Source organism: Bacteroidales bacterium (genome assembly GCA_023229505.1).
In the GTDB taxonomy this organism is placed as follows: Bacteria; Bacteroidota; Bacteroidia; order Bacteroidales; family JAGOPY01; genus JAGOPY01.
This window is the reverse complement of record JALNZD010000054.1, coordinates 1-24,442: the sequence shown is the minus strand read 5'-3', so window position 1 is coordinate 24,442 and position 24,442 is coordinate 1. Positions and strand designations below refer to the sequence as shown.

Genomic DNA, 24,442 nt, shown 5'->3' with positions numbered 1-24,442 from the left:
TTTCGGATTTCAAATTGCTGATTTTTGACAGATGGGGAGGAGAAATCTTTGAATCAACTGACATCCTGAATGGCTGGGATGGCAAAAAGGACGGAAAGCTTTGCCCTGGCGGGGTTTATGTTTACCGTATTGCCTTCAGATTAGATGGAGTCCCGGGAGTCGAAGGTGCAAATGTGGAAGTGGGTACGGTGATGCTGGTGAGGTAAATCAGATGATTTCAATACCGGTCCTGGTAATTTCTTCTAAAAATCCCGCCGGATCATTTTCTTCTTCAATCAGAACAGGCTCAATAAGCGGATCAATCTGACGGCGCAACTTCCAGAGGACAGGCTCAACCTCGAAGAATCCTTTGTCCATCTTTTTCACAACCAGGGCCACATCAATGTCGCTATATGCATGAGCAGTCCCATTGGCATAGGAACCAAACAGAACAACTCTAGAGATTTCGAATTGCTCTTTAACCAATTTGGCAAATCGTTTTACCTTTCCGATAACTTCCTCTTGATCCATTGTTGTAGTGCGGTGGTTTTATTGATCAATTCAAGGCATTTATCCTTTGTCAATTGTTTCAGCAGGCGTTCTTTATATTCAGGATATCTTGCTTCAATATTCAGTGGTTCTAACTCGTCAACTAAGGCTTTCTGATCTTCAGTGAGTTCATTGTCCAGCCCTGTTTTTACGATCAGAAAGGCAAGATTATGTGTGAAGGGAGGAATATCATTATATAATGAAGCAAAATACCCTTTTAATGCCTTTTCTATGGTTTGATGACACATAAATCCGACATACAAATACCGTGTACTTTTTAACATGGCATTGGCAGTTTCAAGATCATAGTCAGAAAGGTCGATCCAGTATTGTATTTTGTCTTTCTTTACCATTAAAAAAGCGAATTATACAAAATTAAGAAAAAAAACACCTGATCACCATTATTCCATACAAAAATAGCCCAATCAACCAATCCATTGCTTTTCTCCTCAATATATCCTACTTTTATACCACGATTTCAAACCAAATTAGCTCAAAGGGCTGTATGAAACTTCGTAAAACCATATTATCCCTGATTCTCCTTTCCTTCCTTTCATCCGCCTCTCTCTTCGCCCAACGGGAAGCCGATAACTGGATATTTGGGGATTGGGCAGGCCTGAACTTCACTACTGGTGATCCTGTCCCGATTTTTGTAAATCCTACGAAAGCACATCCACTTCATGATGGAGCTATAATGAGTGACACGCTCGGAAATATTTTATTTTATTGCGATGGGAAAACAATTTGGAATCGTGATAATAAGGTAATGCTAAATGGCGATGGTTTATTTCCGGAAGATGACGGAGGTCCTGCTCAAGCGGCAATTGCATTTCCTAAACCAAATTCAAAGACGCAATATTATATCTTTACTGTATCCGCCCATGACTTTCCTGATGGCTTGTACTATTCCTTGGTGGATATGACTCTTGACGATGGATTAGGCGGTGTGACCGCGGTGAAAAATGTAAAACTGGAAGCAGCTAACAATGCCGCTGAACAACTGCTTGTGCTCAAAAATGCAGAAGGAGACGGTTATTGGGTCATTACCCGACTGTTCACTGATGACAGGTATGCATGTTTCGGGGTAGATGCAGCCGGGGTAAACCTGGTGCCGGTTTATAGTTCCCCGGGGATTTACAGGGAATTTAATGAAGGAGGTGGACCTGTTAAAGTTTCTCCGGATAAAAAGTATATGGTTGCCTGTTATTGGACACATGTTCTTGGACCATTAAATGATTTTGAGGTGTGTTCCTTTAACGCAGAAACAGGTAAGATCGATTTTATATATTACATTGCTTTGCCAAATAACTTTGGTGATTATGATGACATGACAGATTGCGAATTTTCACCGGATTCGAAATACCTCTATATTTCTTACGGTAATGGTGACACATGGTCAGGAGGGGCGTTGTATCAATATGATTTGAAGTTCGCCGGGGATTCAGCCGCATTTCATGATTCAGGAATCATGGTAAGGGAAAATACGGGTCGGAGCCTTCAGCTTTCTAATGATGGAAGGATATATGCTTCCTGTCTGGCTGATACATGCGGAGATCCATGGGATAAATATCTCAGTGTGATCAACAAACCCTGGGAATTTGGCGCAGCCTGTGATTTTGATACCTTAAGTGTTTATCTGGGAGGAAGACATCATAGCTGGGATTTGCCCAACTTCCTCCTCGACTACCTCTACCGGTTTGAATGGGAAGCCGATGACTACTGCCAGGGCTCTGCCGTTCATTTCATCCCGCATTTTGTCCCTACACCCGACAGCGTAGAATGGTTTTTTGATGAATTTGCACCGGGAAATTATTCTAATGAGCTTTCACCTACTTATACCTTTCAAAACGCCGGCATCCATGAGGTGGAAGTCGATATCTGGTATCCTACCGGAAGGTTCGAACATACTTCCCGGGAGATCGAGATTTATCCTACCCCTAAACCAGATTTAGGACCAGATATTGTTATTTGCGAGGGAACATCGATTACACTGAATGCAAATTGTATTGCCGATCTCTATTCGTGGAGCACCAGCCAGTTCGGCAGTCCAGAAATTACTGTTACGGATAGTGGTACCTACTGGGTCAGAGCTTCATTCTTCGAGACCGGATGCACTGGCAGCGATACGATCCATGTCGGCTTTTACCCACCTATACTGATTGATGAATCTTCTCTGGTTGTAACGCCTACTTCCTGCGGAGGAGCCACCGGCTCTGTCACCGGACTGGCCATCCAGGGAGCCGATCCTCTGCAGTATCTCTGGGAGGACCTATCCGGCAACGATTACGGAACAGGTATTGATGTCTTTAACCTGCCGGCAGGGCAGTATGTCCTTACGGTCACCGATGGCAACGGCTGCGAGACTTCCTCCTCTGCTTACACCATCACCGATGCCGGTAACCTGCAGGTGACACAGGTTCAAACCATCTCTCCGCATTGCTTTCGGCCAGACGGGCAGTTGATCATCATAGCCTTTTCGCCTCCCGGCTCAATCCTGGAATATTCCATCGACAATGGGAACAGCTACCAAACTGACAGCCTTTTTACAGCACTAACTGCTGCGAGTTACGTGGTACGGGTTAAAGATCAATATGGCTGCGATGGATTTTATATCGATAATCCGGTCATCCTGCAGGACATTCCCGGCCCGCAGGTGCAGCAGGCCATTGTCTCGGATGAAACCGACTTCCTGCAGAACGGTTCCATCGATATTACAGCTACCGGAAGTACTCCGCAAATCTTTTATTCTATCAACAACGGCAGCACATGGCAAACCAACAACGGGACATTTAATAATCTTCAAGCCGGAAGCTACATTTGTGTTGTCAAAGACGAAAACGATTGCGATACGACCTTCACTATCGAAATCCAGAACATCATCCTCACCTACCTTCACGCCATCACCGGGCCAGGAGGGCATTGCCTGGGTAACACTGCCATGGTACCTGTAAATGTCGATAACTTCAATTCCGTGGCAACTTTTCATCTGAAATTAAGCTATAACGCGGATAACCTGCAATGCGAAGGCTTTACCAATGTCCATCTGCAACTCGTTGACAGTCTTACTGGCTGGGTTGACCAGGCGGCAGGTGTGATCAACCTGGCCTGGAATTCACAATCACCAGTAACATTCACCCAGCCTGAAACCGTCGCAGAGCTGGTTTTCACGACTAAGAATCCCGGGCAGGGCGAACTGGCCTGGTACACCGGAACCACGGAAAGCTATTTCACGAACATCCAAGGCTCAGTCATCCCGGCCGAGTTTCATACAGGGGAAGTAACTATCTATGATCCTCCATCCGTTATATTATCAGCATCGAAAACGGTCTGTGAAGGCCAAGCGGTTAGCTTCATGAGCATTGCTTCGGGCAACCAACCGCCCTTCACTTTCCAGTGGACTTATCCCGACGGAACGATCACTACCTCCGATCCTTTCTTCTTCAATGTTAATCAATCTCAGGCCGGCGATTATATCCTGCAGGCAACTGATCAAGTCGGCTGCACCGACCAAAAGTCCATCAACCTGGTCGTAAGCGAAAATCCGGTTGCAGCTTTTCACGGCACAGATACTTTAACAGTGCAAGCAGGCTACCTCCTGGAAGCCGGAGCAGGACTGGCTTCTTATTTATGGAATACCGGCGACACCGCCGAAAGCATCATCATCGAAACAGAAGGCATGTACAAAGTGCAACTCGAATCCCCGGCAGGCTGCACGGGTGTAGATTCAATATATATCCTTCTCAAAACCGAGGAAATCCCATCTTATCATATCTACTTCCCCAACGCTTTCACACCCGATGGAGACGGACTGAACGATACCTTCAAAGCTTTCGCCACCGGCGATTATATCACTAAATTCAACATGCAGATCTACGACCGCTGGGGCGGGTTGATTTTTAATTCGGATGACATCTCCATCGGCTGGGACGGGAAAAAGAATGGAAATCCTTGCCCGGGTGGAGTCTATGCGTACAAAATCATTTTCTCGATTGATGGAGTACAAGGAAACCAAGAGAGAGTGGGAACTGTGGCACTGATTAGATAAATGAAGTCCCTACGGGATTATAATACCCTGCAATCTTTCTAGAAATTCTCAACCCCGTCATTACCCCAAAGGCGGGAATCTGCCAGCAAAATTTCGAATATCGTCCGATCGCCTGATCGTTCTTTCACCCGATCATTCGCCCAATCTCAAACCGACAAAAATTAACCCGCAAAACTGAAGATTTTATTGATCTTTGTAATTAATTATTGGGACTAACGGAGATTTAACGATGGAAAAAGAAAATTTTATTTATGGCCTTCATCCCGTTACGGAAGCAATTAAAAGTGGCAAGGAGATCGACAGGATCTTATTTAAAAAAGGGCTGCAAGGTACTTTTTCCGCTGAATTGCTCCAACTAGTGAGAACACACGATATCCCGTTTCAGTTTGTACCCCAGGAAAAGCTCGACCGGATCACCCGGAAGAATCACCAGGGTGTGATAGCCCTGGTGTCTGAAATCAGCTACCAGACGCTGGAAAACCTTGTACAGATGGTTTTTGAAGAAGGCAAAAATCCGTTGTTCCTGATCCTCGACGGGATAACGGATGTGCGGAATTTTGGCGCCATCTGCCGTTCGGCTGAGTGTGCAGGGGTCCATGCCATTATTATCCCCATGCAGGGAAGTGCCCAGATCAATGAAGAAGCGGTGAGGACTTCTGCCGGCGCCTTGCTCAGGATACCGGTATGCCGGGAAAAATCTCTTAAGGCTGCAGCAAGATTTTTGAAAGAAAGCGGTATCATGCTGATAGCTGCCAGTGAACGGGCCGAAAATACCTGCTTCAATGAAGATTATTCCAAACCCCTTGCCATCATCATGGGATCGGAAGAAACAGGTATCTCCCCGGAATTGTTAAGAAGCTGCGACCAGATAGTAAAGATCCCGATGCAGGGTGAAATATCTTCTCTCAATGTTTCTGTTGCTGCCGGAGTATTGCTTTTTGAAGTAGTCAGGCAAAGGCTTTTATAAAATCAGGAGAGTTTTTCTTTCAGGTATTTCCCGGTGTAGGAATTCTCCACTTTCACCAAGTCTTCAGGAACCCCTTCAAAAACTACATAACCGCCGGATTCCCCGCCTTCCGGGCCTAAATCGATCAGCCAGTCGGCACATTTGATTACTTCCTGGTTGTGCTCGATCACAATGATGGTGTGTCCTTTTTCAATAAGCGCATCAAAAGCATCCATCAGTTTCCTGATATCATGAAAATGCAGGCCGGTTGTCGGCTCATCGAAAATAAACAGGGTAGGGGACTGCGATCCGCCTTTGGTCAGGAAGTAAGCTAATTTGATGCGTTGTGCTTCTCCGCCGCTCAGAGTGCTCGACGACTGGCCAAGTTCAAGGTAACCAAGGCCAACATCGTTCAATGGCTTGAGCTTTTCGACTATTCTCCGGCATGTTGAAAGGTGGGTTGTTGCCTGTGAGAAAAATTCGATAGACTGGTCAACGGTCATTTCAAGGATGTCGACGATGCTTTTATCCTGGAACTTAGCATCCAGGACTTCTTCCTTGAACCTTTTGCCACCGCACGATTCGCAGGTAAGGCTCAAATCGGCCATGAACTGCATCTCTATTTTCACAATGCCTTCGCCTTCACATTCTTCGCAACGTCCTCCAGGAATATTGAAGGAAAAGTAGCCCGGTTTGTAGCCCCTTACCTTCGATAGCTGTAAATCAGCGAATAAATTGCGGATATCGTCAAAAGCCTTAAGATAGGTGGCTGGATTGGAACGGGAAGACCTCCCGATAGGGTTCTGATCGACAAATTCTGTCAGGGAGATCCTGTCATAATCACCCGATAATCTGCCGAACCTGCCTGTCTTTTCATTATTTCCCCCATGGATCTTTCGTAAAGCCGGATAAAGGATGTTTCTGACCAGAGATGATTTGCCTGACCCGCTTACACCGGTAATGACCGTGAGTATATTGAGCGGAAACTTTACATCGATACCTTTCAGGTTATTTTCCCTTGCACCGATGATTTCGATATACTCTTTCCATCTCCTTCTCCTCGCAGGCACAGGGATATTCAGCTCTTTTGAAATATATTTTGCGGTCAGGCTGTTTCTCTGCTCAAGCATTTCCTCAAAAGTCCCTGCAAATACCACTTCACCGCCCTGATTTCCTGCCAGCGGGCCTATATCAATAATATAATCCGACGATCGGATGATCTCTTCATCATGTTCGACAACGATCACGGAATTGCCCAGGTTACGCAGGTTCATCAGGACATTGATCAGGCGATGCGTGTCACGCGGGTGTAACCCGATACTTGGCTCATCCAGGATATACATCGAGCCTACCAGGTTGCTGCCGAGCGATGTCGCAAGGTTGATCCGCTGCGATTCACCCCCGGATAGGGTGGAGGATTGCCGGTTAAGTGACAGGTACCCCAGCCCGACATCTTCAAGGAATTGCAGCCTTGTAACGATTTCTATTAATAAACGCTGGGCGATCTTTTGTTCATGTTCATCCAGGCTGATATGGGTAAAAAAGGCGAGTGCTTCCGTAACCGGCATGAGCAGTATTTCACTTACAGGTTTTCCTCCCACTTTGACATAATTTGCGTCTTTCCGGAGACGTGTGCCATGGCATTCCGGACAGATAGTCTTTCCACGGTACCGCGACAGCATGACCCGGTATTGAATCTTATAAGTTTGATCTTCCACATAATGGAAAAAGTCATTCAATCCTTTGAAATAACTGTTGCCGGTCCAAAGCAACCGCCGTTGTTCGTCCGTCAGCTCATAATAGGGCTTATGGACCGGGAAACCGAATTTATATGCGTTCATCACCAGCGCTTCTTTCCATTCCCCCATCTTTTCACCTTTCCAGCAGGCAATGGCTTCCTCAAAGATCGACAACGCCTTATCCGGTACCACAAGGTCTTCATCAATGCCGATAATGCTCCCGAAACCCTCACATCTCTTGCAGGCACCATAAGGATTATTGAAACTGAAGAGGTTGACAGAAGGTTCTTCGAATGTAATCCCGTCGAGTTCAAAACGGTTCGAGAATTTTTTTGTGGTAATCTTTCCCTCAGTATCGATCTCAAGATGACAGCTTCCATTCCCTTCGTAAAATGCGGTTTGAACAGAATCGGATATGCGGCCGGGCAGATCCTCATCCTGCGCGTTAATCACAAAACGGTCGATCAGGATCTTAAGGCTTTTATCATCCGGGACCTGACCTGATTCTATCGCATCATCGATCCTGAAAAAATCTTTCCCTGAGATCAACCGGCTAAAGCCTTGCTGCAGCAATAAAGAAAGCTCTGTGGTCAGATTCCTGCCTGCCTTCCTGATCAGTGGGCATGAAATCGTGATGCGGGCGCCTTCTGATTGGGAGAGGATAAAGTCAGTGACATCAGTGACCGTATGCCGTTTAACGAGCTGGTTTGATTCAGGCGAATATGTCTTGCCTGTTCTTGCATAAAGCAGCTTGATGTAATCGTAAATCTCGGTGGATGTGGCGACAGTGGACCGAGGGTTGCGGGTGTTCACTTTTTGTTCGATCGCGATTGCCGGAGAAATCCCTTTGATATACTCTACTTTTGGCTTGCTCATCCTGCCCATGAATTGACGGGCATAAGCACTCAGGCTCTCAACGTAACGCCGCTGCCCATCGGCGTAAAGGGTGTCAAATGCCAGGGACGACTTGCCCGATCCGGATAATCCCGTAATCACTACCAGGCGGTTACGGGGAATAGCCACATCAATGTTCTTCAGGTTGTTGACCGAAGCTCCTTTTACAAGAATAAATTTTTTAGTGTCAAATTGGCTGAAATCAATGCCCGGCATGCAAAAAATATATAACTGATTTTTAGGAAAAGTGCAAAATTATGAATATTCACTTGCATTTTTCTTTTTAATTCCTATATTTGCATTTCTTTCGTCAACGAAAACCGAAAGAAAATTCTTACTTTTGTCTCATATCTAAAGAAGAGGAGGAACATTATCGAATAAATATTTACCCTTTTTTATCATTATTCACCTTAAAAAAGGAGGCACAATGAAAGCTGCCATAATTAGCGATAAAGAGCTAATTGGTAAATATTTAAACGGTAATGAGAAGAGCCTGGAAAAACTAATCTATCGTCACAAACGCAAAGTTTATTCTTACATTATGATGGTCGTGAAAGACGATCAACTTGCTGACGACATTTTTCAGGATACTTTTATCAAAGTGATCAATACCATTCGTTCCGGTTCTTACAAAGAAGAAGGAAAATTCATCCAATGGGTGATGCGGATAGCACACAACCTTATCATTGATTATTTTCGCCGTGCAAAAAGAATCCCCGTCATCAGCAACTCCAATGATGAATATGACATTTTCGACATGGTCAGGATCACGGACCCTTCGGTCGAAGAACAGATTATCACCGACCAGATCCATGAAGATGTGCGGGCACTGATCGAACTGCTTCCCGATGAACAAAAAGAGGTCCTGATCATGCGCCATTATTCGAATATGAGTTTTAAAGAGATTGCTGATGCTACAGAAGTCAGCATCAACACAGCCCTTGGCAGGATGCGCTATGCGCTTATCAACCTGAGGAAAATCATCAAAGAGAAAAACCTGACCCTTTCGGCCTGATTTATTCAAAATATTTATCAGGTGTTAAAATATTAACTGGTTTTTTACCGTTAGTTACGCATACGAACTGTAAAATATTCGCGTAGCCTATGGAAAAAACCATTACTCTTTATGACTTACAACATTATCTTCAGGAAATCAACCAAATAGAAAAAAGAGCGCCAGGGAAAAAGCAAGGGGACAAAGGCCCCAGTTACTTAACCCTTCAGAACCTGATCAGGTATTCCAGCGCGTTGAACATACTGAAGACCAGGATAGCCGGTACAATCTATCAACTGGCTAATTAAAGGAAATTAATTACATGCGGGGTTGTCTTAAAAGAGATTTTGAGGCAACCTCATTTTTTTTTCAACAGAACGGGTATATTTTTGCAAAATCCCGATTAACCTATAGAAAACTTTGAAGAAAGCTGAGCGATATAAAAAAATCCTGGAGTATTTTACATTGAATCAACCAGTCGCGGAAACTGAACTGGTATATTCTTCCCCTTATGAATTGCTGGTTTCAGTTATATTATCGGCTCAATGCACGGATAAACGGGTCAACATCATTACTCCGGTGTTCTTTAAGCGCTTTCCATCCGTGGATATGCTGGCAGTCGCCAAAGAAGAGGAGGTTTTTGAGTTGATAAAAAGTTGTTCCTATCCGAATAATAAAACCAGGCATCTTGCCGGGATGGCCAGGATGATCGTAGAAGACTATAACGGAACGGTGCCATCGGATGTGGAGCATCTTCAGAAATTACCGGGTGTAGGAAGAAAAACTGCTCACGTGATGGCATCAGTGGCATTTAACCAGCCGAAACTTGCAGTAGATACCCATGTATTCAGGGTTGCGGCAAGAATTGGCCTCACATACCGGGCTAAGAACCCGCTACAGACGGAATTACAGTTAGTACGATACATACCGGAGGATAAGATTTCTTTGGCACACCATTGGCTGATCCTGCACGGGAGATATGTCTGCCAGGCCAGGCGGCCAAAGTGCGAGGTCTGCGGAATCAGTCAGTTTTGCAAGTATTATGAGATGCAGGAAAAGAAAAAAATTATCTGAAACGCTTCCATGTATGTTGGTAATCAATGATAATTTATAAGGATAATAGGATGCCCGCGATGCTTAAAATGAATATTTTTGTGTACCCCTAAGCTTTAATATTTAAAAATATGAAACTGAAAGTTGGTGATATATTTAAGATCTTTGATAAAGTGCAAACAAAGAACCATTCTGACCAAATTCTGGCAGAGGTTGATTAAATAATAACTTTTAAATCTTTTATTATGGGTGGAGAGAATAATATTGACCAGATCAGGCAAGAGAAGATGAAAGCCCTGGAGATGACCCTGGGCAATATCGAGAAGCAGTATGGTAAGGGGACCATTATGAAACTCGGGGATACCCCGGCAGAAAATATCCCTTTTATTCCGACAGGATCCATTGGGCTGGACGCAGCATTAGGAGTTGGCGGGCTTCCCAGGGGAAGGGTTACTGAGATATATGGCCCGGAATCCAGCGGTAAAACCACACTCGCACTCCATGCTATTGCCGAGGCACAGAAGTTGGGCGGAATAGCAGCATTTATCGATGCGGAGCATGCTTTCGACCGTTTTTACGCACAAAAGCTGGGCATCGACATCGACAACCTGCTGATATCCCAGCCGGATAACGGGGAACAGGCTCTTGAGATCGTGGATAACCTGATCAGGTCGGGTGCCATTGATATCATTGTGATCGACTCGGTGGCAGCCCTCACACCCAAAAGTGAGATCGAAGGTGAAATGGGCGACTCTAAAATGGGTTTGCAAGCCAGGCTGATGTCGCAGGCGCTTCGGAAACTTACTGCCAATATCGGTAAGACAGGCTCCTGCTGCATTTTTATCAACCAGTTAAGGGAAAAAATAGGAGTGATGTTCGGCAATCCGGAAACGACAACCGGTGGACATGCCCTGAAATTCTATGCTTCTGTGCGCCTCGACATACGAAAAATTAACCAGATCAAGGAAGGCGAGGAAAGTACTGGTAACCGCGTGAAGGTAAAAGTTGTCAAGAATAAAGTCGCCCCGCCTTTTAAAAAAGCGGAGTTCGATATCATGTATGGCCAGGGCATCTCGCGTGTCGGAGAAATCATTGATCTGGGTGCCGATTTAGGCATTATTAAGAAAAGCGGGTCCTGGTTCAGCTATGGAGAAACGAAACTGGGCCAGGGAAGAGATGGTGTTAAAAAACTCCTTGTGGATAACCCTGAATTAGCTGATGAACTGGAAGCAAAAATCCGGGAAAAACTTTTTCCGGTCTGATTATTTTATTATAACATCTTTTTAAAAACCGGAGGATGAAGAACTTAATCCTTGTTTGGATTTTACTTATTTTCAGCCTTTTACTGTCTTCATGTCGGCCAGTTAATGAAAAGAAAATGGCCACTGTACAAAATTCTACTACCCTTCCATTGGAATTAGGGGCCCTGAATGAGAAAATTCATTCTGATTCTCTTAACCCGGAGCATTATTACTTTCGTTCACGTTATTATCTTGAACAGAAAGATATAAATAGAGCACTGGCAGATATCAATAAGGCTATACAACTGGATGAGAAAAAGTCGGACTATTTCGTGACTCTTTCGGAAATCTACCTGTCAATGGGACGCATACCTGGCTGCCTGGAAGCTTTAAAGAAAGCGGAAGAACTTGATCCGGTAAATAAGAATGCATTATTGAAACTGGCTGAAGTTTATCTTATACTTAAAGATTATGCTAATACTTTTGAATATACCAGGAGGGCACTTGACCTTGACCAGATCAATCCCAAAGCGCACTTTATCCGCGGTTATGCATACATGGAACTGGGCGATTCGTCCCTGGCTATCCAGAACTTCCAGGCTGCAGCCGATCAGGACCAAAACTACTATGAAGCATACTTAGAGTTAGGTGCGCTCTACTCAGCCCAGAAAAATTCACTTGCTGCCGGTTATTTGCAAGCTGCTACCCGTATTGAACCTGGCAGGGGAGAAGCTTATTATCTGCTTGGTCTGGCTTACCAGGAACAGGAGAATATTCCCAAGGCCATTGAGACCTATGAAAAACTGCTGACAGTTTCTCCGGATTTCAAGGAGGCACATTATAACCTTGGGTACATTAACCTGGTCTATCTCAATGATTTTGAAGAAGCAGTCAAATGTTTTACGCGGGCGATTTCCCTGGATCCCAAATACACCGATGCTTACTTCAACAGGGGTTACAATTATGAATTGCTGGGTGATTATGTAAATGCGAGGAAAGATTATCAAAAAGCCCTCGAACTTATCCCGAACTATGATCGTTCGATACTTGGACTGAATCGTCTGGACAGTCTGCAAAACTAAATAAGGCTGCCGATCTGATAAACCGCAAACGCTGCTATCCATGCAAGGGCTGTCGTGTAAACAGCCAGGAAAGCCGGCCATTTCCATCTGCCGGATTCTTTTCTTATTGCTGCAATTACAGCGATACAAGGGAAATAGATCAGGATAAAGATCATGAAAGCGAAGGCTACAAGGGGTGTATACACGGGCTTGCCCATGAGGGGACCTGAAGAATGAACCTGTGTCTGCAACTTGCCGATCAGTCCCGTAATCCCTTCGTCATCACCGGTCTGGTAAAGAACGCCCATGGTGCTTACGACTACCTCTTTTGCTGCGGAACCTGCAACCAGGCTCACGCCCATGCGCCAGTCAAAACCCAAAGGCCGGATAATTGGTTCGATTAGCCTGCCGATCCTTCCGATAAACGACTGTTCCTGTTGTTCCTCTCTCATGGCAGCTTTTATTATTTTGACCTGGTCATCATTTTCAGCCAGGCTGATCATGCCCTGGTAATAATCGTTCCTGACATTATTCCTCGGGAAATAGCCAAGCGCCCAAATGATAATGGAAGCTAAAAGTATAATGGTGCCCATCTTTCTCAGGTATTGGGCGCCTTTGAACCAGGTATGCCTGAGAATGGCCTTCAAGGTGGGCATTCGATAAGGAGGTAGTTCCATCACAAAAGGGATTTCCCTGGCTTTAAACAAAGATTTCTTCAGCAGAAATGCCACTAATGCAGCCAATGCGATACCAATCAGGTAAAGGAGGAAAAGGACAGTGCCCTTATAACTGACAAAAAAAGCGCTGATAAGCAAGACATAAACAGGGTATCTTGCACTGCAAGACATGAACGGGATAATCAGCATGGTCACCAGTCGGTCGTTCTTGTTTTCTATGGTACGTGTTGCCATGATTGCAGGGACATTGCACCCGAATCCCATAAGCAGCGGTATAAACGATTTGCCGTGCAGACCTATCTTATGCATGAGCTTATCGACGATGAAGGCAACCCGGGCCATGTAACCGGTATCTTCCATTAAGGATATGAAGAGGAAGAGGATGAGAATATTGGGCAGGAATACGATCACGCCTCCAACACCGCCAATAATGCCATCGATCATCATGTCGTTAACGATGCCTTCCGGGATTATTTTATTAAATAAGTTGCCTGTCAATTCAACCAGTTTTTCAATCAGCATAACCGGGTAGTCTCCGAAAACGAACGTGGCCTGGAACATCAGCCACATCATGATTATGAAGATAGGGTAGCCAAGGTATTTCCCGGTAAAATACTGGTCGATCCGTTGAGTATTGGTTTTTTTTGAAGAATCAGCAGGCTTATAAGTTTCCTTAAGAGCGCCTTCTATGAATCCGTACCTTGCGCCCGCGATAAGGCTTTCCGTGTCTTCTCTGTAAAAATTTTCAAGCCTGGAAATTTCTTTTTCTGCTGTTTCTTTGATTTCATCGTAATTCTTCAGCCCATCAAAAAAAATGTGAGTCTGCTTGTCTTTCTCCAACAGTTTGATGGCAAGATAGCGGTACGAAATCGAACCGGCCGGTTGACCCATAGCTTGGATTTTATTTATGACCCTTTCGATGGATTGTTCCAGTTCAAAACCATAATTGATATGGACCTGCCTGGCATCAGGCTCTAAATCTTCATATATTTCTATGATCTTTTCAAATAAATTCCGTACTCCTTTCCCTTTGGATGCAATGGTGGGGATGATAGGAATACCGGTCATCTGGCCCAGGGTTTTATAATCAAAGGCATCGCCTTTAAGCTTCATTTCGTCGTACATATTAAGCGCCACCACAACCCTGACTCCCATATCGATCAGTTGGGTGGTCAGGTAAAGGTTTCGCTCCAGGTTTGATGCATCCACAACATTAATAACAACGTCTGGTGCCGACTTTGAAAGATGCTGCCTGACGAAAAGCTCTTCCGGGCTGTAATAGGAAAGGGAATAAGTACCTGGTAAATCAGTAACCCGGATGGCATAACCTTTAATCTTGACTTTAGCGGTCTTGGAATCAACCGTAACGCCCGCGTAATTGCCGACATGTTCGCGTGAATGCGAGGCGTAATTGAACAGGCTGGTTTTGCCCGAGTTTGGATTTCCGACCAGCGCAACCTCGATCATGCGGTTTTTTCCCCGCGCAGGTGACTTAAGCTGTTCTGTTTCTGTGACGCCGTCGAAATGCCGGTTGTCAATCAGGTGGCTGGCTTCTTCCGCCGTTATGACATCGATGAAACCTGCTTCTTCGAGCCTGAGTGAAACGTTCGAATCGAGGATACGATATTCCACCGGGTCCTGCAACGGAGCGGCCTTGATAACAGTCACCCATTTGCCCTTGACGAACCCCATCTCGATGATCCGTTTACGGAATTCCCCCCGTCCCCTGATCCTGGTGATGATCCCTTTATCGCCATTATTAAGCTCCCTTAGGCTTCTCATTATTTAGATTAAATCCAGATAAGAAGGCAAATGTATTTAAAATCAGCGTGGGTTTTGTGGATTACTATTCTAAATGTTGTCTAAATAGAAGAAAGAAGTTGGCAGTTGGACAGTTGGACAGTTGGACAAGTGGCAGTTGACGGCCGTGAATAGACAAACTAATTTCAAGCCCCGAAGTGCTACAAAAAAGAATAATATTGCCAACTGTCCAACTGTCCAACTGCCAACTTCATTCAGAACAAATCAGTCTCGCCATTAACAAGGAGGCTCTTATTCTGCAGAAAATGGATATATCGCATGTTGGAGAGTATCTTATGTCCCCAGCGGGATTCGAAAAGCGCTTTGCAATCGTGTACTGCATTCTGCCTGGCAGCCTGAGAGTTTTTCTGGTAAAGCAGGATGAAATCTTTCAGGTCCTGGAAAATATCGGTGAAATTTTCAGAAAGACTGGCTTTAACTGCCTCATATTCATTAAATTCCTCGTAATTAACGTGGTAGTATTCATCATCTTCTTTAAAAGCAGCCCGGTGGACATTAAAAATATCCTGCCATTCTTCTTCAGTCACAAAACGCTCGCTGGTTTCAGGGTATTCCGGGTTAATTTCAGGCAGTAGTTTTCCCTTTAAATATAGCAGGGGACCAATTTTCAGGAAGAAATCACAGATCTCCGCTTTATTTTTTTCTGCAACCTTTTCCGTAAAAAGGCAATATTCATGGGCAACGCGAAGAAATTCCAAGACATTGATTGAATTTTCCGGTTCAAGAAATGGTTTTGATTCAGGTATCATTTTGAATAATTTGTTGTATCTTCGTAAAAGATTTTAAACATATAATTTTTCCCGATAATCTTTTCGTGAAGCAGCACGTTAAGATTTTTGTTTTTTAAAATTAAGAATTAATTGATATGGATCGTTTGAAATTGAAACAAAAGATCCTGGATGCATGTTTTGAACAGCAGACCAAGGTGACGCAGAACCTGAAAGTGGTGATGGAGGAAGTGGCTGATAGTGCGGAGGAATATGGCCTTCCTAAGGATTTATACGATTCGTACCGTAACCAGATGATGAGCAAAAGGGATATGTTTGCCCAACAGGTACTGAAGATCAACGAACAGATTGATATCCTGCGAAGGGTGGATATGAAGCGCACATACAATCAGATCCGCTTTGGCGCTGTTGTGATTACCGAATCCCAGCACTTGTTTATTGCTACCGGCATTGGCAAGGTAAATGTTGAAGGCGAAGAATATTTTGTCATTTCAGCGATGGTGCCTTTTTATACCGCCATAGACGGCAAAAGGGCCGGCGATACTTATGAATTCAGGGGGAAGAAGGAAAAAATACTTGAGGTATTCTAAGCTGAAACATGCAACTTTGAACTTTGCCCTTTGAACTTTGAACTAATCAGGCGCTGCTATGCTAATATGATCAGAAAGATTATCCCAATGATAATCCTGTAATAGCCAAAATACTTGAAACCGTAATTCTCAACAATTTTTATAAAAACCTTAACCGCTATCCAGGCTGTAAATAAGGCAACTATAAATCCGATGGTTAATAATAGTATTTCATGATTTGTAAATACAACAGGAGTTTTTAACAAATCGTATCCTGTTGCGGCAAACATAGTCGGAACAGCAAGTAAAAAGGAAAATTCAGTGGCCTGTTTCTTGTCAAGTCCGTTAAAAACACCGCCAATGATCGTTGCAGCCGCTCTTGACACGCCGGGTATCATGGAAAAACATTGAATAAGACCTATGAAGAAAGCATTTTTATAGGTAATGTTTTCAAGCACATCAGTCTTACTTTTTTGGGCGACTACTTTTTTATCAATCAAAATAAGAACTATTCCACCAATTATCAGCGAAACAGCAACAATTGTCGGATTGAACAAATAGGCTTTGATGAAGTTATAAGCTAAAAAACCAATAATCGCAGTTGGAATAAAAGCTATACCGAGCTTTAAGTAAATAGAAATTCCTTGCCAAAATCGATTAGCATATAGCATTACTATAGCCATTATTGCTCCAAGCTGTATGGAAATTTCAAAGGTTTTAACAAATGCATCATCATGTATTTTCATGAGGCTTGAAGCTAAAATCATGTGTCCTGTAGAAGATACCGGAAGGAATTCTGTCAATCCTTCTATAAAGGCAATAATAATTGATTGAATAATATTCATTTCATTCCATTAAATAATATCAAATAGCACATTAGATAGTTTGGGTAACTTATATTTAGTATTTTGGTGCTTAGTACATGACAAAAATTAATAATAGCCTGATTATCAATAATGTATGTTAATAACTTGGTGATAACTAATGCGAACAAGATGATATAATATCCTGATATTCAGTATCTTAGATGAAATACCAGCAAGTATGACTCCAAGATACATGAACACCAGGGTTGAGAGTAAAAATAGCATTTTATTCAAAACCTTATCGCAAGTTTTCGGGGATAAAATGAATTTAGCCCGAATAAAGTTCTTTGGCTTATTTATCTGCGCTTTATGCAAGGTTCAAACTGTTTGCTTTGAAAAACTGGCTGCCAGTTTCGATACTGATGTGAGGGTTGATTCTTCTTTACGAAGAGTCCAACGCTTTATGTCCGATTATCTGCTGGATACCAGCCTTATAGCTCGCTTTGTGTTCGCCTTGTTGCCCCATAAGCCACCGTTTCGGCTGGCATTGGATAGGACCAATTGGAAGTTTGGAACAACAAACATTAACGTCCTGGTTCTTGCCATTGTTTACCAAGGTGTGGCATTTCCTGTTCTGTTTAAGATGATGCCAAAGTTTGGTAACTCCTCTACAGGGGAACGGATCGAACTCATCCAACGCTACATTGAACTGTTCGGGGTTGACACCATTGATTGTCTGCTGGCTGACAGAGAGTTTGTAGGGGATCATTGGTTAGCTTACCTAAATCACAAACGGATCCGATACCACATTAGGATTCGTGAGAATTTCTGGGTTGTCATTCCAAAAAACGGGCATCGTGTTAAGGTTTCATGGCTATTTGACCATCTTCAAGTCAATCAATTTGAATTCCGTCGTGGAATCGTATATGTCAATGGTCAGCTTTGCTATTTATCGGCTTCGAAAGTCAAAAACAGAAAAGGGGTTCCGGACCTTCAAACCATCATTTCCTTTAACAAACCTGATGAAGCTGAGTCATTATACAAAGAACGATGGCAGATTGAATCTGCATTTAGAGCGCTGAAAACAAGCGGTTTTAATATTGAGGACACGCATTTGACCGATATTGAACGAATTAATAAGCTCTTTTCCTTGGTGCTGATTGCTTTTGTTTGGGCTTATAAAGCCGGGATATTCTTAGACTCTATTTGTCCCATAAAAATCAAAAAGCATGGTAGAAAAGCTAAAAGTTTATTCAAGTACGGCTTAATATTCTTAGCAAATGTGCTGTTTTCTAACAATATAGATAAATTTAAAGAGTGTTGTAAATTTTTGTCATGTACTTAGATAAAAAATATTTGTAATACATATTATTTTAAAATATCTTTGTGAAGACTTAGCCAATGTCTTTATTATATTGAAAAATGAAAACTATACTATTGTTCCTCGGAAAAGTGTATATAGTAATTTTCCAATTATTCATGTTTCCATTTGATAGTTTATCAAATAGCTTCATAAATCAATCCTGCAAATTTTCAATAACTGCAAACCTTATAACAGATATTAGAGTTTTCGAGATAAATAAAATTTCTGTACGGATGTATAATTATTTTGCATTTCGTTCAAATAAATATTTATTCAAATTAGGGAAGAACAAGTTCGACAGTTTGTGTCACTCCAAATAAATCAGGTTATCTTGGGGTGACTCTTAATTATTTCATCATTCATTATAAATAGTGATTTTTAAACCTGAATTTATGTAATATATTATGTGCTAAAATTCATCTTTTTATAAAAGATACAATAATAGAAAGTCGCAAAATCATTACAATAGAGGATATAATAAACTAATTTAAATATAAAATATAATGAAAAAAATAGTATCTATATTATCTTTGATACTCATCTTAATTATTGTGATTTCTTGTGAAAAGGAAGTCATAAATACAGATGATAATCAAACTTCCCAAGTTATTTCTCTAAAACAACAACCATTACCTCCAATTAGATTTTTTGAATGTGGAGCCCCAGATCCTTCCTCACCCTATCCTTGTCCAAATGCGAGATGCTATTATATGGGATGGGACTGTTTAATGGATGTTATAATCTATGGCATTACCAATATTGATGATTATAATAGAGCAGCAAGTATTTTAGACGAATATATAAATGTTGGAAATACAGAGGAATTTTTCAGCGAATACAGCGAAGAAGTTGGTATATTAATGCCTGAACTTAAAGATCCTGCTAGACAAGCTATATTAACTGACTTACAAAATGGAATAACATCAGTTAAAAAGCATCCTGTTTTCAACTCAATAAGTCAACAAGAGCTTTATATTTATCAAATCTATGTTGTTGAAACTGGTGACCCGCCAAATTATGGTGAGTTGTAGTTAATAATAGATAAATGCCATGTTATTAACTGTCTGATAATATGGCATTTATTTTTGTTAGATAAAAAAATGAAAAGAACGCTGGCTTTTACATTGCTGATTCTTATCTATGGATGTAATAATAAATGCATTGACTTTGAAAATAACTTCATATTGATCAATTCATTGGAGTTAAATTACGAGGTATTGGCAAACCTAAATTTTTATTCATATCACTTTGATCAAAACGAAACAGATACGCTTCTGACCTTTAAAAAGGATAACAAGATAATTGTATTTAATCTAAAATCAGAAAAGGTAGAATTTGATATTAGTTTAAATAAATTGGATGGTCTGGTTTATAGGGATCATCTCTATCATAATCCGGATTCAATCTTTATCTGTTCCATATTAAACAGTAGTGTAATGTACATACTGCTTATGAATAAAAATGGAGAAATATACCAAAGGTGGAATATCAATGAATTGGCCAACACAGAAACAAACGGTTATTTTTACATTGACTCGAGGCATACACACCCTATGGTATTAATAAAGAATAAATTGTATTTTCAAGCATCCTATCGCTTTAAACCTGGAACTGTTATTGAATCACATATACCTATTGAGATGTTATTGGATTTATCAAATGGTTTTGCCAATCAAATTGGGGACTTACCTTTAGAATATAGGCAAGGTATATTCTATGGTAATCACCAACAGGATTATTCAAGAGTAATCAATAAGAAAAATGAGTTGGTATTTTCTTTTCCGGTAAGCCATAATATATATGTCTATGATAAAAGTGGTGAATTATTAAAAACCGTTAATTGTAAAAGCCATTATATTAATGAGATTGAACCGATTGAAAAGGATAAGTATACCGAATTATCGGCCATTATTGATGCATATACTTATAATGCACAATACAGTGATTTAGTATATGATGAATATCACAACATATATTACAGGGTAGTATTACACAAATTGGAGAAATTTAACGATCATGGAAAGATCAATGATAAAAACAAAAGAAAATGGTCTATCATTATTTTGGATGAAAACCTGAAAAAGGTAAAAGAAGTTTTGATGCCTGAAGAAAAATTCTGGAAACGAATTGTTATTACAAATCAAGGACTTATGTTGAAATCAATAAGCAAGAATAACTCTAATGAATATCAAATCTTTAAGTTTCAGTCATGCTTAAACAAATAAAATTTCCTTTGATATTAATGTTATTATGCAGTATTAGCTGTGCAAACCATTACGATAGTGAAGATGGTGTGGACAAACAGAATTCCTTCCTTCAATACTTGGGAGAAACTTTTAATGACAAGGATTATATCGAGGAAAAGATGTTTATCATTATTCCTTGTACCGGATGTGCAGGATGTGAGCAATTAACATATTCCATTTTCATCGATAAGTTAACAGATGCTGAAGATTTTACATTGATTATCTGCAATCCAGCTGATAAAGGACTATTGTTTCCAACATTAAACGCGGATAATGTAAAATATGATTTCATGGCTAAAATGGTTGATTATTATTTTGGGTATGGGTATCCAACTTGTATTGTTGTCAAAGATAATATTGTTGTTGGAAATTATACCTTGTCGCCGGATATAATTCATTGGATAAACAAGTACAACTCAGCAACCAAAACAGTACAATAAAATTGCTTTGAACGTAACCCTCCGGCCTGATGTGAGAATAATTTACCGATTGGGCGATTTAACGGTTTGCCGGTTTAGCAATTTGGCGATTTGGCGAAGTTAAGTTTGTCTCGTCCTTGAAAAATGTTTACAGTTTATTGACTTAAGCCTGAGATAAATTTACAACTCGTATTTGTGTAAGCTCAAAATATCCTGCAACACATTGATTCTGCCAGCTATCCTGAAGTTTATATTTTACCGGCATCTGGTCCTGTTTTAAGAAGGTATACTGCAGAAAATCCGGATTATATTACTGGTTTGGATCAAGAAAAGATTTTCAGCGTATATCCGAATCCATGTAATGATTATTTCATTATGGAATATTATTTTGAAATAATTCCAAACCAGGCATCATATTCAATTAGTGATCCATTAGGAAGGATTATCGAAGAAGGACTTATTGAAGGTCAGCAAAATCAACTTATTAGAAGGACTTCTTCCTATAGTTCAGGCCTATATACCATCAAATTAAATATCAATGGCAAATTAGAGAAAGCATTGAAATTAAATGTGATAAAGTAAGTGGTTAAATTCCAATCAATTAAAATTTAAATTCTTCTAAATTTTTAAGCCCTGCTGTAATAGGCAGGGTTTTATTTTTATCAGTTCACAAAATATTATTATTGGGTTGATCAGCCAGTTATTGAAGGATTTTCATTATTTTTAGTAAAAAATTGTTCAAAAAAGGAAATATGAAAAATTGTTAAATATTTCATAAATTTCTGCAAATTAATATTTTGCGTTTTATCTTTACATCGCCAATCTTAACTTGTAAACTATTTTAATTCATTAATTTACTCACGTCTTTTTTAATCCTCTAAAAATTTCCATTATGAAAAAATTATTATTACTGGCTTTAAGCTGCTCTTTATTTGTTGCTTGCACAAATGAAAAATCTGCAGAGAGAAAAACCGAAGCCGCTCTTGCAGAGATAAAACCACAACCCGCAGAGTTTGCAGACCCAAAATATGTTGAAATAGGCAAAAAGGGTCTTGACGCATTAACACTTGGTGATATTGATGGATGGATGACCAGTTATGCTGATAATGCAGTCTATCAATGGAATAACGGTGACAGCCTTGCTGGTAAGCCTGCGATTACTGCTTTCTGGAAAATGAGAAGAACTGAATCCATTGATACCATCTCTTTCAGTAATGCAATATTTCTGCCGATAAAAGTTAATCAGCCACAAAGTGTTGAGCAACCCGGAGTCTGGTTATTATGCTGGTACCAGGTAGATGCCACATACACAACAGGCAAAAGAATGGTCCAGTGGATACATACGGATATGCACTTTGATGCGAATGATAAAATAGACAGGGTTATACAATATCTTGACAGGGTGCCTATTAATGCAGCAATGGCGAATTAATACGGGATTGAATCACAAATTCATATCCTCAATGATCGCTTTCACCCTGACTTCCAGATTCTCATCCGCTTTTTCAAAATCAGATCTCGTCAGTAACCTTTCCCGGACGCTGAAGTAGAACTTGATCTTTGGCTCTGTACCGCTTGGCCGGACACTGATCTTGCTCCCATCTTCAAGGAAGAACTGCAGGACGTTAGATTTGGGTAAGCTGATTGGTATAGTGGTTCCGGCAAGCATATCTTTGGATACCGACAACTGGTAGTCTTTGATCATCACCATACTGGATCCGTTGATCCGGGAAGGAGGGGTGCTGCGGAAATCGTCCATCATCTTTTTGATTTCCTTACTGCCGGATTGGCCTTTTCTCACGACTGAGATCAGTTTTTCCTTGTAAAGGCCAAATTCGACATAAATATCGAGCAACAACTCGTAGAGGGTTTTCCCTTTAGAAGCAGCCCAGGCGGCTGTTTCTGCAACCAGCGCACAGGAGCTTATAGCATCCTTGTCGCGGACAAAGTCACCTGTCATGTAGCCATAGCTCTCTTCTCCACCGCCGATGAATATCTTCTTTCCTTCATTACGCCGGATGATTTCTGCAATCCACTTGAAACCGGTAAGCACATCATAGCATTCTACTTTGAACCGGTCAGCTATATCTTTGAGTATCTCCGAAGTAACAATTGTTTTTACAATATACTCTTTGCCTGTCAGTTTCTTTTTTTCATCCCATTTTGTCAGGAGATAATAGGTCAGCAAAGCTGCCGTCTGGTTGCCGTTTAGCAGGATAAAGTTTTTGTTAAGATCACGGACTGCAATCCCGATTCGATCTGCATCGGGATCAGTGGCCATGACGAGGTCGGCGCCAATCTTTTCGGCTTGATTGATCGCCAACTCCAAAGCTGCGGGTTCTTCCGGATTAGGTGATTTGACTGTAGGGAAATTCCCGTCGGGGAGGTTTTGCTCAGCAACTACATAAACATTCCTGAAACCGAATTTCTCGAGGCAGGCCGGGACAAGTTGCCCGCCTGTCCCATGGATGGATGTGTAAACGATCTTCAGGCCTGAATGCTTTTTGATTTCTTCCTGCGACAAGCTCAATTGAAGTACCCGGTCAAGGTAAACCCGGTCAAAGTCTTCGCCGATCATCTCAATTAAATCTTTGTTTCCATCAAATTTCACCTCATTGGGTGATTTGATCTTTTGCACTTCGGCGATAACATTTTTATCATGCGGGGGGATCAGCTGGCTTCCATCTTCCCAATAAGCCTTATAACCGTTATATTCCTTTGGATTATGGGAGGCGGTGATGACTATCCCGCTCTGGCAGCCCAGGTGGCGGATCGCAAACGACAACTCCGGCGTGGGTCTCAGGGCTTTAAAAAGGTAAACGAAAATACCGTTGGCAGAGAAAACATCTGCTGTGATCTGCGCAAAATAAGGACTGTTGTTCCTGCAGTCATAAGCAATAGCCACCTTAATCTGCTTCTGACCGGGGAATATCTTTTTCAGGTAATTCGCAAGTCCCTGGGTGGCCATACCGACAGTATACTTATTCATCCGGTTTGTCCCGACCCCCATGATGCCGCGCAACCCGCCGGTTCCAAATTCCAGATCCTGGTAAAAAGCATCAACGATTTCCTGGGGATTATTTATTATAAGATCATTGACCTGTCTGTTAGTTTCTTCATCAAAATCTCCTGTAAGCCAATCCTGGGCTCTGCTAAGTATTTTAGGATCAAGCATATTCATTAGTTCAAAGTTCAAAGTTCAAAGTTGAGTCCCCTCCGAAAAGTCGGGGAGACGAATTTACAATATTTTAAACATGTTTGTCTTTAATAGTTATAAACAATTGATTGTCAATAACTTAATTTAGTTTGTAT

The 24,442-nt window shown here is 41.6% G+C and carries 22 protein-coding genes; 15 read left to right on the top strand and 7 right to left on the bottom strand.

Features of this window, described 5'->3' with window-relative positions; all coding sequences use genetic code 11:
• Positions 1 to 206, top strand: a 206-nt coding sequence (locus M0Q51_15270) for a gliding motility-associated C-terminal domain-containing protein (GenBank protein MCK9401337.1), incomplete at its 5' end; no start/stop codon positions are given.
• A gap of 1 nt (position 207) precedes the next feature.
• Here the strand turns inward: M0Q51_15270 and M0Q51_15265 are convergent.
• Entirely contained in the window at positions 208 to 465 is a 258-nt protein-coding gene (locus tag M0Q51_15265) for a nucleotidyltransferase domain-containing protein (GenBank protein MCK9401336.1), read from the bottom strand.
• A 14-nt stretch (positions 466 to 479) separates the two neighbouring features.
• Complete coding sequence (locus tag M0Q51_15260; GenBank protein MCK9401335.1) at positions 480 to 881, bottom strand: HEPN domain-containing protein; 402 nt, start codon at positions 879 to 881, stop codon at positions 480 to 482.
• Positions 882 to 1,033: 152 nt separating this feature from the next.
• Here M0Q51_15260 and M0Q51_15255 point away from each other — a divergent pair, with 152 nt between their 5' ends.
• Together M0Q51_15255 and rlmB are read left to right on the top strand one after the other, a co-directional pair.
• Positions 1,034 to 4,573 carry a gliding motility-associated C-terminal domain-containing protein gene (locus M0Q51_15255; GenBank protein MCK9401334.1) on the top strand — a complete coding sequence of 1,180 codons (3,540 nt, stop codon included), beginning with the start codon at positions 1,034 to 1,036 and terminating at the stop codon, positions 4,571 to 4,573.
• 229 nt (positions 4,574 to 4,802) lie between these two features.
• A complete protein-coding gene (rlmB, locus tag M0Q51_15250; GenBank protein MCK9401333.1) occupies positions 4,803 to 5,540 on the top strand; it encodes a 23S rRNA (guanosine(2251)-2'-O)-methyltransferase RlmB in 738 nt (245 codons plus the stop codon).
• A 2-nt stretch (positions 5,541 to 5,542) separates the two neighbouring features.
• On the opposite strand, the gene uvrA is transcribed toward rlmB, so the two are convergent.
• Entirely contained in the window at positions 5,543 to 8,368 is a 2,826-nt protein-coding gene (gene uvrA / locus M0Q51_15245; GenBank protein MCK9401332.1) for an excinuclease ABC subunit UvrA, read from the bottom strand.
• Between the two features lie 211 nt (positions 8,369 to 8,579).
• Between uvrA and M0Q51_15240 the strand changes: the two genes are divergently transcribed.
• The 5 genes from M0Q51_15240 to M0Q51_15220 all read left to right on the top strand — a co-directional run bounded on the left by M0Q51_15240 (position 8,580) and on the right by M0Q51_15220 (position 12,522).
• Entirely contained in the window at positions 8,580 to 9,167 is a 588-nt protein-coding gene (locus M0Q51_15240) for a sigma-70 family RNA polymerase sigma factor (GenBank protein ID MCK9401331.1), read from the top strand.
• A gap of 89 nt (positions 9,168 to 9,256) precedes the next feature.
• Positions 9,257 to 9,454, top strand: coding sequence for a hypothetical protein (locus M0Q51_15235; protein ID MCK9401330.1), 198 nt, complete (start codon positions 9,257 to 9,259; stop codon positions 9,452 to 9,454).
• Positions 9,455 to 9,566: 112 nt separating this feature from the next.
• Positions 9,567 to 10,220 carry an endonuclease III gene (gene nth / locus M0Q51_15230; protein ID MCK9401329.1) on the top strand — a complete coding sequence of 218 codons (654 nt, stop codon included), beginning with the start codon at positions 9,567 to 9,569 and terminating at the stop codon, positions 10,218 to 10,220.
• Between the two features lie 224 nt (positions 10,221 to 10,444).
• A complete protein-coding gene (recA, locus tag M0Q51_15225; protein ID MCK9401328.1) occupies positions 10,445 to 11,461 on the top strand; it encodes a recombinase RecA in 1,017 nt (338 codons plus the stop codon).
• A 35-nt stretch (positions 11,462 to 11,496) separates the two neighbouring features.
• A complete protein-coding gene (locus M0Q51_15220; GenBank protein ID MCK9401327.1) occupies positions 11,497 to 12,522 on the top strand; it encodes a tetratricopeptide repeat protein in 1,026 nt (341 codons plus the stop codon).
• Here the strand turns inward: M0Q51_15220 and feoB are convergent.
• A complete protein-coding gene (feoB, locus tag M0Q51_15215; protein ID MCK9401326.1) occupies positions 12,519 to 14,960 on the bottom strand; it encodes a ferrous iron transport protein B in 2,442 nt (813 codons plus the stop codon). The two genes, M0Q51_15220 and feoB, sit on opposite strands and share 4 nt — an antisense overlap.
• A 233-nt stretch (positions 14,961 to 15,193) precedes the next feature.
• A complete protein-coding gene (locus tag M0Q51_15210; GenBank protein MCK9401325.1) occupies positions 15,194 to 15,748 on the bottom strand; it encodes a DUF5063 domain-containing protein in 555 nt (184 codons plus the stop codon).
• Positions 15,749 to 15,864: 116 nt separating this feature from the next.
• Here M0Q51_15210 and M0Q51_15205 point away from each other — a divergent pair, with 116 nt between their 5' ends.
• Entirely contained in the window at positions 15,865 to 16,317 is a 453-nt protein-coding gene (locus M0Q51_15205; protein ID MCK9401324.1) for a hypothetical protein, read from the top strand.
• A 56-nt stretch (positions 16,318 to 16,373) separates the two neighbouring features.
• Here the strand turns inward: M0Q51_15205 and M0Q51_15200 are convergent, their stop codons facing one another.
• Complete coding sequence (locus M0Q51_15200; protein ID MCK9401323.1) at positions 16,374 to 17,141, bottom strand: undecaprenyl-diphosphate phosphatase; 768 nt, start codon at positions 17,139 to 17,141, stop codon at positions 16,374 to 16,376.
• Between the two features lie 214 nt (positions 17,142 to 17,355).
• Between M0Q51_15200 and M0Q51_15195 the strand changes: the two genes are divergently transcribed.
• From M0Q51_15195 to M0Q51_15170, 6 genes are all read left to right on the top strand, one after another.
• Entirely contained in the window at positions 17,356 to 18,447 is a 1,092-nt protein-coding gene (locus tag M0Q51_15195; protein MCK9401322.1) for an IS4 family transposase, read from the top strand.
• A 521-nt stretch (positions 18,448 to 18,968) separates the two neighbouring features.
• Positions 18,969 to 19,496, top strand: a complete 528-nt coding sequence (locus M0Q51_15190) for a hypothetical protein (protein ID MCK9401321.1) — start codon at positions 18,969 to 18,971, stop codon at positions 19,494 to 19,496.
• A 69-nt stretch (positions 19,497 to 19,565) separates the two neighbouring features.
• Entirely contained in the window at positions 19,566 to 20,690 is a 1,125-nt protein-coding gene (locus M0Q51_15185; protein ID MCK9401320.1) for a DUF4221 domain-containing protein, read from the top strand.
• A complete protein-coding gene (locus M0Q51_15180) occupies positions 20,675 to 21,151 on the top strand; it encodes a hypothetical protein (protein MCK9401319.1) in 477 nt (158 codons plus the stop codon). The genes M0Q51_15185 and M0Q51_15180 overlap by 16 nt, the downstream gene beginning before the upstream one ends.
• Positions 21,152 to 21,505: 354 nt before the next feature.
• On the top strand, positions 21,506 to 21,712 hold the full coding sequence (locus M0Q51_15175; GenBank protein ID MCK9401318.1) for a hypothetical protein: 207 nt from the start codon (positions 21,506 to 21,508) through the stop codon (positions 21,710 to 21,712).
• Between the two features lie 310 nt (positions 21,713 to 22,022).
• Positions 22,023 to 22,562 carry a nuclear transport factor 2 family protein gene (locus M0Q51_15170; GenBank protein ID MCK9401317.1) on the top strand — a complete coding sequence of 180 codons (540 nt, stop codon included), beginning with the start codon at positions 22,023 to 22,025 and terminating at the stop codon, positions 22,560 to 22,562.
• Positions 22,563 to 22,574: 12 nt separating this feature from the next.
• Here M0Q51_15170 and M0Q51_15165 read toward each other — a convergent pair whose 3' ends face one another.
• Positions 22,575 to 24,311 (bottom strand): phospho-sugar mutase, encoded by a 1,737-nt coding sequence (locus M0Q51_15165; GenBank protein MCK9401316.1) that lies wholly within the window; start codon positions 24,309 to 24,311, stop codon positions 22,575 to 22,577.
• Positions 24,312 to 24,442: the final 131 nt, after the last annotated feature.

Coding starts and splice junctions, on each gene's coding strand:
- M0Q51_15260 (MCK9401335.1), bottom strand. CDS start 881: ATGGTAAAGAAAGACAAAATACAATACTGGATCGACCTTTCTGACTAT.
- M0Q51_15255 (MCK9401334.1), top strand. CDS start 1,034: ATGAAACTTCGTAAAACCATATTATCCCTGATTCTCCTTTCCTTCCTT.
- rlmB (MCK9401333.1), top strand. CDS start 4,803: ATGGAAAAAGAAAATTTTATTTATGGCCTTCATCCCGTTACGGAAGCA.
- uvrA (MCK9401332.1), bottom strand. CDS start 8,368: ATGCCGGGCATTGATTTCAGCCAATTTGACACTAAAAAATTTATTCTT.
- M0Q51_15240 (MCK9401331.1), top strand. CDS start 8,580: ATGAAAGCTGCCATAATTAGCGATAAAGAGCTAATTGGTAAATATTTA.
- M0Q51_15235 (MCK9401330.1), top strand. CDS start 9,257: ATGGAAAAAACCATTACTCTTTATGACTTACAACATTATCTTCAGGAA.
- recA (MCK9401328.1), top strand. CDS start 10,445: ATGGGTGGAGAGAATAATATTGACCAGATCAGGCAAGAGAAGATGAAA.
- M0Q51_15220 (MCK9401327.1), top strand. CDS start 11,497: ATGAAGAACTTAATCCTTGTTTGGATTTTACTTATTTTCAGCCTTTTA.
- feoB (MCK9401326.1), bottom strand. CDS start 14,960: ATGAGAAGCCTAAGGGAGCTTAATAATGGCGATAAAGGGATCATCACC.
- M0Q51_15210 (MCK9401325.1), bottom strand. CDS start 15,748: ATGATACCTGAATCAAAACCATTTCTTGAACCGGAAAATTCAATCAAT.
- M0Q51_15205 (MCK9401324.1), top strand. CDS start 15,865: ATGGATCGTTTGAAATTGAAACAAAAGATCCTGGATGCATGTTTTGAA.
- M0Q51_15200 (MCK9401323.1), bottom strand. CDS start 17,141: ATGAATATTATTCAATCAATTATTATTGCCTTTATAGAAGGATTGACA.
- M0Q51_15195 (MCK9401322.1), top strand. CDS start 17,356: ATGAACACCAGGGTTGAGAGTAAAAATAGCATTTTATTCAAAACCTTA.
- M0Q51_15190 (MCK9401321.1), top strand. CDS start 18,969: ATGAAAAAAATAGTATCTATATTATCTTTGATACTCATCTTAATTATT.
- M0Q51_15185 (MCK9401320.1), top strand. CDS start 19,566: ATGAAAAGAACGCTGGCTTTTACATTGCTGATTCTTATCTATGGATGT.
- M0Q51_15180 (MCK9401319.1), top strand. CDS start 20,675: ATGCTTAAACAAATAAAATTTCCTTTGATATTAATGTTATTATGCAGT.
- M0Q51_15175 (MCK9401318.1), top strand. CDS start 21,506: ATGGAATATTATTTTGAAATAATTCCAAACCAGGCATCATATTCAATT.
- M0Q51_15170 (MCK9401317.1), top strand. CDS start 22,023: ATGAAAAAATTATTATTACTGGCTTTAAGCTGCTCTTTATTTGTTGCT.
- M0Q51_15165 (MCK9401316.1), bottom strand. CDS start 24,311: ATGAATATGCTTGATCCTAAAATACTTAGCAGAGCCCAGGATTGGCTT.